5 protein-coding genes are annotated in these 7,644 nt (G+C 65.2%); 1 reads left to right on the top strand and 4 read right to left on the bottom strand.

The window, feature by feature from the left end:
* The first annotated feature begins 615 nt into the window (after nucleotides 1-615).
* The gene (locus ABGN05_RS12495; RefSeq protein ID WP_367954325.1) at nucleotides 616-2,559 is read left to right on the top strand and encodes a M23 family metallopeptidase; all 1,944 of its coding nucleotides are present in this window, start codon (nucleotides 616-618) and stop codon (nucleotides 2,557-2,559) included.
* A 25-nt stretch (nucleotides 2,560-2,584) separates the two neighbouring features.
* Here the strand turns inward: ABGN05_RS12495 and ABGN05_RS12490 are convergent, their stop codons facing one another.
* From ABGN05_RS12490 to ABGN05_RS12475, 4 genes are all read right to left on the bottom strand, one after another.
* Nucleotides 2,585-4,066, bottom strand: coding sequence for a L,D-transpeptidase family protein (locus ABGN05_RS12490; RefSeq protein ID WP_367954324.1), 1,482 nt, complete (start codon nucleotides 4,064-4,066; stop codon nucleotides 2,585-2,587).
* A 113-nt stretch (nucleotides 4,067-4,179) separates the two neighbouring features.
* A complete protein-coding gene (locus ABGN05_RS12485) occupies nucleotides 4,180-4,536 on the bottom strand; it encodes an MmcQ/YjbR family DNA-binding protein (RefSeq protein WP_367954378.1) in 357 nt (118 codons plus the stop codon).
* Between the two features lie 192 nt (nucleotides 4,537-4,728).
* Nucleotides 4,729-5,562, bottom strand: coding sequence for a hypothetical protein (locus ABGN05_RS12480; protein ID WP_367954323.1), 834 nt, complete (start codon nucleotides 5,560-5,562; stop codon nucleotides 4,729-4,731).
* A 242-nt stretch (nucleotides 5,563-5,804) separates the two neighbouring features.
* Nucleotides 5,805-7,061, bottom strand: a complete 1,257-nt coding sequence (locus ABGN05_RS12475) for a hypothetical protein (protein ID WP_367954322.1) — start codon at nucleotides 7,059-7,061, stop codon at nucleotides 5,805-5,807.
* Nucleotides 7,062-7,644 lie beyond the last annotated feature (583 nt).

Here is a 7,644-nt window from a genome sequence, read left to right as displayed (position 1 = left end):
CATATTCTCTCGAAACGTGTCCGCCAAAGTCTCCGTTCGAACTACCCTCCCCTGGCGGGAAGAGCAGCTCAGCAAGACCATGCCGCCCACGTTTCTCTTTCTTCTCATTATGCAATTGTCAAAGAACAGACATCGCCGACGCGGTGTCGTGGGCCATTCCGCTTTCGCCTGGGGCCCGGTCGAGTGTCGCTCACGCGGCTCTCTTGATTTTCTTCGAGGGCAGGTCTTGGAAGCGAACTTCCCCGCCGCCAGCGGCGCGCCGCCCTCGTTGGTGAGGCGTATATAGTCGGGCGCCCGTCCGGGTGTCAACAGCGTTTCCCTCCTTTTTTGAACTTTTTGCGACACTGCGGACGCCGCATCCCGTGTTCCAAGGAAACGCGCACGGGCGCGCGGGAGCCGCCGGTTTTCGTCCTGCCGCTCGGCCCCATTCGCGCCACACTGCGAAGCGATGGTCGCCATGGATCGCGGGGGCGATTCAGGCCCGATTGAGCCCGACCGGATCGGGCTCCGGGGGGTTCCGGGCCCGGTTCGTTGACTATTGGGCTCGGGGCGGGCACTTTCCGTCGCGACAAAAAGAAGAAGCGCCATCTGGGCCGGGGAAAAACGCCTGCAGCAATGCAAAATCTCGAACAGACCATCGCGATGCTCGGCAACGAGCCGCCGCTGACGACGGGGGGGCGCAGCGGACCGCCGGACCGCCGCGAGGTGTCCGCACGCTGGCTTTCCGGGACGTTTCTCACGGGCCTCACCTCGGCCGTCCTCATGGGGGTCGCGCTCATTGCCGCGCTCGACGGGCGCGAGCAGCTTGCCACGCCGCCTGAGATCGCCGAACTCGATGACATGGCAGCAGGCAGGGCCGGCGAGGCGGCCAAGGCGCCGCGTGTCGTTGCAACCCATGCCACCAATCGCGCCCGCGACCGCCGCCGCATGGAGGTCTCGACGGTCAGCCGCGTCGGCGACCGGGACGTCATCCGCACGCTGCCATTCGTCGAGGTCCGGATGCCGCTCGCCGCGGCCTACACGACGACGCGCAACTATCCCGCCTTCGACCCGCTCGAGGTGTTTTCCGAGGACGGCGCCGCGGCTGTCCAGACGGCGACGACCGGCCAGATCTACGGCGCCAAGGTCGAGAGCGAGGTGAGCCTGAAGACCGTGGACTTCCCGCTCGAAGCCTCCGCCTTCGACGAGAAGAGCAGCCTCTCGGCCGACGAGGTGGAGGAGGTCGTGCGCCAGACCGGCGCCATCCTCACCGACGGGCAGGTGCAGATCGCCTCGCTTCATTATGTCGATGCGCAGCGCTTCGGCGAATCGCTCGCCACGGCCACCCTCGCGCAATCCCCCTACGGCGTTCGCATCGTGCAGGAGAACGTCTCGGTCGCGCGGCAGCCGGACGTGGAGACCTCGCCGACCTTCGCGGAGGAAATCCTCGTGGTGCGCAACGAGCGCCCGATCGCCGAGTTGCTCGCCGACAGCGGCTATCCGAACGACGAGGCGGTCGGCATGGCGGATGCCATCGGCAGGCTCCTGAACATCACGGCGCTGAAGCCCGGCATCGTGCTGCGGCTCGGTGTCGAGGAGATCGCTGGCGAGACCAGTATCGTGCGCACGAGCCTCTACGACCGCGGCACGCACCTCCTGACGATCGCCATCGACGACCGGCAGCAGTTCGTGCCCGCCGACGAACCGGAGAAGAGCACCGAGGTCGCCGCCGCCTTCGACGAGGAGCGTCCGCCGGTGCGCGTGCGCGGCGACCTGCCGAAGGCCTATGACGGCATCTTTCGTGCCGCCTATTCCTACGGCATGTCTCGCGACATGACCAAGCAGCTGATCCGCATGCTGGCCGCCGACGTCGACTTCCAGTCCCGCATCGGACCGTCCGACCGGATCGACGTGTTCTTCTCGGAGCCGAACGAGGACAACACGGCTTCCGATGATTCGCAGCTGCTCTACGTGCAGGCGACGTTCGGCGGCAACAAGCGCACCTTCTACCGGTTCCAGATGACGGACGGAACGGTCGACTATTTCGACACCGAGGGGCGCAGCGCCAGGCAGTTCCTGCTACGCAATCCCCTGCCCAACGGGCGCTTCACCTCAGGTTTCGGGCGGCGCCGGCATCCGATCCTCGGCTACACGAAGATGCATACGGGTGTGGACTGGGCCGCGCCGGTGGGCACGCCGATCATCGCCGCGGGCAACGGGACGGTGGAGACGGCCGGATGGTCGGGCGGCTACGGACGCCAGACGGTCATCCGCCATGCCAACGGCTACGAGACCTCCTACAACCACCAGAGCCGCATCGCCAAGGGCGTGGTGCCGGGGGCCAAGGTACGGCAGGGCCAGGTGATCGGCTTCGTCGGATCGACCGGGCTGTCGACCGGCGCGCACCTGCATTACGAGCTGATGGTCAACGGCACCAAGGTGGACCCGATGCGCGTGCGCCTGCCGACCGGCCGCGTGCTGAAGGACCAGGAACTGGTTGCCTTCAACCGCGAGCGCGAGCGCATCGATGCGCTGCTGAGCGAAGACAGCGACGGTTCGCTGAAGCTCGCCAGCCGCTGAGGCTTCCGGCCCCGGCCGGCCCCCGTCAGTCGATGAACTGGACGAAGATGCCGGGCTTCACCATCTTGGCGAGTTCGCGGGCGTCCCAGTTGGTGAGGCGCACGCAGCCGTGGCTGTTGGTCTTGCCGATCTTGGAGGGCTCGGGCGTGCCGTGGATGCCGTAGGTCGGCTTCGACAGCGCGATCCACATGGAACCGACGGGGCCGTTCGGCCCGGGCGGGATGCGCAGGACCTTGTCATTGTCGCCCTGCTTGAAGTTGATCTTGGGATTGTAGGTGTATTCCGGATCGAAGGCGATGCGCTCCACCGTCACCGTGCCCGAAGGCGATGGCATGTCGGTCGAGCCGATCGTGGCCGGATAAGCGGCGACGAGATTGCCCTGCCGGTCGTAGGCGCGGACCTGCTCGCGTCCCTTGTCGGCGACGATGCGTTCGACCTCCGCGGCCTTGGGAGACCCCGGATTGGCGACCTTGACCTGGGTGCCCGGCCGGCTGAAGTCCGCGCCGGGATTGAGCGCCTTCAGATAGGTCTCGTCCATGTGGAAGCGCTCGGCCAGCATCTCGGCGGTCGAGGTGAAGGAGAGCTGCTCCAGCTTCGCCTTGTCGCCGTAATCGGCCGGAACCGACGCGACGTAGGGGCCGGCCGCGTCCTCGGGCGTGATCGTGTAGGTGGTGAAGGCGTCGCCGCCGGTGTCCACCAGCCAGTCGGCGATCATCTGCCGGTCGGAGATGTCGAGCCGCTTGCCGGTCATCTCGGTGTAGGCGTCGAGCGCCTTCTTGACGTTGCCGCCCATCTTGCCGTCGATGACGCCAGGCGACAGGCCGGCGCGGTCGAGCAGAATCTGGAGTTCCGCGACGTCCTCGCCGGCGGGCGACCGCGAAGGCGCGGGAGGAAATTCCTCGCCCGCACCGGGGGTCGAGCCAGTGACGGGATTTTCAGCGAAGGGATCGGCAGGCAGCGGCGCGCGCTCGAGCGCCTCGCCGCGCGCATATTCGGGGGCCTCGCCGAATTCCGGGACGGGCCTGTATTCCGGGGCCTCGCCATATTCGGGAATGGCCCGGCGCTCGATGCGGTCTTCCTGCGGATAGCCCTGGTATTCCTCGTCCGGGAAATCCTCGTCCGGCGCCTCGCGCAGGCCGAGCTGGTATTCGCGGAACCGGCGGTAACGCTCGGCGGCGACGGCATCCGGGTCGCGCGGCCGCGCCGAGAGCACGCCGGATTCGTAGAGGCGGTCATATTGCGGCCACTGGCGCTGGCGCACGCCCGGCTCCTCGATCGCGATCACCTCGCCGGTGCGCGCATCCAGGATCACCCGGCGCCCGCGCGCATCGAAGAAGATGTCGACCTCGCCGTTCTGGGCAAGCAGGAGCCCGGGGCGGTACGCATCGGCCGGAGGGTTCGCCTCGTTCCCGCCCGAGCCCGGTGCAACCGCGGCGGCGGCGACCGACACGGTCCCCGCCGCAAGGAGGCCGGCGGCCGCGCTGAGGATGAGGTTCCGTCCAGTCATGTCCCGTTCTTCTCCGTCAATGCCGCTTGCGCAAATGCAGTGCCGCTGCCGCGAATGCATCGTCATCATGCACCGTTCCAGATGAACGGGACATGAAGATGGCGCTCGCTGCACTATAGGCCAAGCGCCGCCCTCGCCTTCTTCGAAAGCTTCGCGGCGACCAGCCGGTGGCTCTCGCGCAGATAGTCGCACAGCGCCGCGTCGTCCATGGCCTCGGCGGAAACGCGCTGGATCCAGGTCATGCCGCGCGAGGCGAGATAGGGCGCCGGCCTGAGCCCCGGCTGTTCCTTCAGGACGTCGAATGCCATTTCGGAGCACTTGAAGGTGACGGCGAGATCCACGCCGCTGCTCCAGCCGGCGATGGCGAAGACCTTTCCGGCGACCTTCCAGACATGCGCGCCGCCCCACTGAACGACATGGGTCGTGTGCGGGAGGGAGGCACAGAAGGCGTTGTACTCGTCGAGCGTCATAAGGAGCATTCTATCCGGGCGGGCCGGATGAAACAGGCGCCGGCGCCGTTTTTCTCTGCAAGGGCGGGGATGTCGTCCGGGGACGTCCGCCGCCGGCATACGTCCTTTCGACTGACGCGCATGGTCGGCCGGTCGCCTTCGGCGGCCGTGACTTTTTCATGGAGGAAAAGGACTGCCGGCATCCGGTGGCGCTCACGACGTGTCGGGACAATCGAGCGCCCGGCCGGCGTAAAAACTCAGGTCGCGCAGGATTTCGTGGATCTCGTGCCGGGGCCGGCGGCTTTCTGCGCAAAGCTGGCCCGGCGGACGGCCGCCGCGCAACGGCGAGATGCGGGACTTCAATCCCCGCGCCCGCGCTCGGGCGCAAAGCGCCTGCCAGCGGAGAAAACGCCGGGCCTGGCGCGGCAGGTCGTCGAGGGCTTCGGCCAGCGCCCGCAACCTCAGCACCAGCCGCGTCGCGTCGAGCCGGTCGTGCGGCGTGGGCGGCGGCGGCAGGCGATGCGGCACCGCGCCCTCGAAGGAGAGGATGCGGGGGGCGGCATGCGGCGGCACAGTGCGCGGGCGCGGCCCGGGATTGCGCAGTCGGTCGACGAGCGGCAGCGCGATAGCGGTGGGAGGACGGCGCACGGCCGGCACGGCGCGCCGCGGTGCGGGGGCGGTGGAGGGCGTAATCACGATGGCGATGCCGAGGCTGCGCAGGACGGTGATCGCGGCATTATCGGGGCGCTGGGGCGGTTGCGCGGGCTCGGGCAGCGGCGGCTTCGCGGGCAGGGTTTTGGCCGCGACGATGATCAGCCGCCGGGCGGCCGATTCGGTAGGCCGAAGCAGGCGCAGAACGGCGCGGTGGAGGCGGCGCGGCAGGGTCGGGGACAGTTTACTTTTTTCCGCTTCCGGATCGTCCCGGAGCGGCGCGCTGGCGGGGCGGAAAAAAGTAAACTGTCCCCCGAGATCCGCCATGGCGACGAGCGCGGCGAGCACGCGCTTCAGCGCCGCCCCATTCCGCTCGATCGCCACCTGCCAGTCCATCGCCACCTTCCGTTTGTTCAGGCGGGGGGATTATGGGGTGGGTGGCGGGGGTGTGGATAGAAATGGGAGAATTTCGGGTCGTCGAGGTTGACGGACTTCTCGAATAGTCGTGGGCAACAATACGCCCTCAAGTACGTGGTTCCGCTGCGTTGGGAAGACATTCAAAAGCTGCAAAACTTCGCGATGGGAGTCCGGTTCAAAAAGCGGTCATACTATGCTCATTCCGCTCCTTTCCCAGCCGGTTACGTGTCGAGATAGGCGAGGCGACGGGTGATCATTTCTTGCATCTGCACTAACGCCGCGCGATCCGATGGCAGTTTGACCAGCTGGAGCAAAGCAGAGTGGTTAGCAAAGTCCCCTCCACGAAAAATCCAGTGGTTTATATGTCGTCCGAGCAATTCGCGCAAGAATTGGCACATGTGGTGAAGATCATCATTCGACCCACCAGCATGAACATAGTCGTTCCTGAGCCGTGCGATATGCTCAAGCTTCCATTTCGACAATTCGGGTTTGAGTTCAGCGAACACCGCCCGTTCAAGGACCTTGTCATTGGAGCGACCCTTCGCATCGGGCTCGACATAGAGCTGTTCGAGCGCCGACCAGTAGCGCAAAAGGCGATGGTTGCTATCGCGAGTTGCAAAGCCGTCCTGTAGCAATATGATCGCCCGAACCAGTACGTCGCACAGTGGATGCTTGTCGAGTGCGGCGAGCGCCGTGCGCGCCATAGGAACGACCTGAAGGATGCGTTTCATTGACGGCGGCAAACGCGCCCAAGCCTCCTCATCATAGTCGGGATTGTACCATATACGATCCTCGCCGCGAAACTTCCTATCTCGAAACAAGAACTGGGTTGGCCCGAGCCAGAGCTTGCCCTCGGTCCAATTGCGTCCACTCCAACCGGAATGCCGCCCCAAGGTTTCGTACAGGTTGAGAAGCCCGTGCATTAGCTGGAGCGCATCCATCATTCGATCGACAGCGCGATCTTCATTCCGGTCATCACAAGCGAGGATCACATGCCCATAGAAATCGGGTTTGCGCGGGAAAATACGACCGACGCCGTTGAGAAAGTACTCTTCACGCTGCAACCAGGCAGGCAGATATGCCGCAGTGCGAAGCTTCACTCCACGCCAAGCGAGCGTGAAACCCTTGCTGTGCGCCATGTCGCGCGCTCGAAATTTTGTCCATAAGGTATAGGACTCCTGCGGTACGGCGAGCGCTTTCTTCTGAATTGCGGCTGCGTGTTTAATAATAGCCTCGGAGTTCATCGTACCCGCCCGGCGACATTCTCGGAGCGCCTTGGAGAACAGGCCGATCGCTTCCGAACGGCGGATCATGGGGCTCACGGCGAAGGCGTCAGGTAAAATCTCGTACAGCTCCCAAAAGTCATGGCGTCTGTAGCTGAGACCACCTTTGCTGAGTTCGGTGCTCGCCTCATATTCGCGCAATAGAGTGTTGAGCATCGTGTCCGACACCCATTTTGTGCTTCGGCTAATTTTCACGATTCCTAGCCCTCCGAGGCGCGAACATGCATGAAATCGAGTATAGAAGACATATGCCGAATCCGAATTGGAACTAGGTTGCCTTCTCTTCAGAAAGGTATTTGAGGCCAGCGTTCCAAACCTGTTGGGCGGAAAGACCTCCTCACCGTCTCGCGCTTCGCCCGAACCAATTCCCCCCGTTGGGTGAGCGGATGGGAATCGCACGCTGCCTCCTCTTCGGGACGGAGCGCGGCGGGGCTCCCCTCCCCCCTGAGGGGAGGGGTCAGGGGTGGGGGTCGGCCCGAAGGGCAGAGCGAAAAGAAGAGCGGCGAGATTGGGGGTACGCCCCCACGTGGTTCGCCCTTCGGCAGGCTCAGGAAGCTCACCATGAGGGCGCAAGAGACCATCGGGGCCGCTTCGGCTCCTTTGGTGAGAGCAAGTTCGGCAAGGCCGGTCGGGGTGGAGAGAGCCCCTCACCGTCTCGGGCTGCGCCCGAGCCACTAGGGGCGAGCCACGGGTCTCCCCCGTCCTTTGGACCCCCCACTTCGCGGGGTTGAGGATGGGCGTCGCGCGTTGCCGCGGCTTTTTGCGCAGCGTCGGCTGT

Source organism: Aquibium pacificum, assembly GCF_040839445.1.
GTDB lineage: Bacteria > Pseudomonadota > Alphaproteobacteria > Rhizobiales > Rhizobiaceae > Aquibium > Aquibium pacificus.
Note: the sequence above shows the minus strand (reverse complement) of the source record. Positions and strands in the feature narration are given on the sequence as shown.

Bases quoted from the DNA above. Each gene is read 5' to 3' on its own strand.
- ABGN05_RS12495 (WP_367954325.1), top strand. From the start codon at position 616: ATGCAAAATCTCGAACAGACCATCGCGATGCTCGGCAACGAGCCGCCG.
- ABGN05_RS12490 (WP_367954324.1), bottom strand. From the start codon at position 4,066: ATGACTGGACGGAACCTCATCCTCAGCGCGGCCGCCGGCCTCCTTGCG.
- ABGN05_RS12485 (WP_367954378.1), bottom strand. From the start codon at position 4,536: ATGACGCTCGACGAGTACAACGCCTTCTGTGCCTCCCTCCCGCACACG.
- ABGN05_RS12480 (WP_367954323.1), bottom strand. From the start codon at position 5,562: ATGGACTGGCAGGTGGCGATCGAGCGGAATGGGGCGGCGCTGAAGCGC.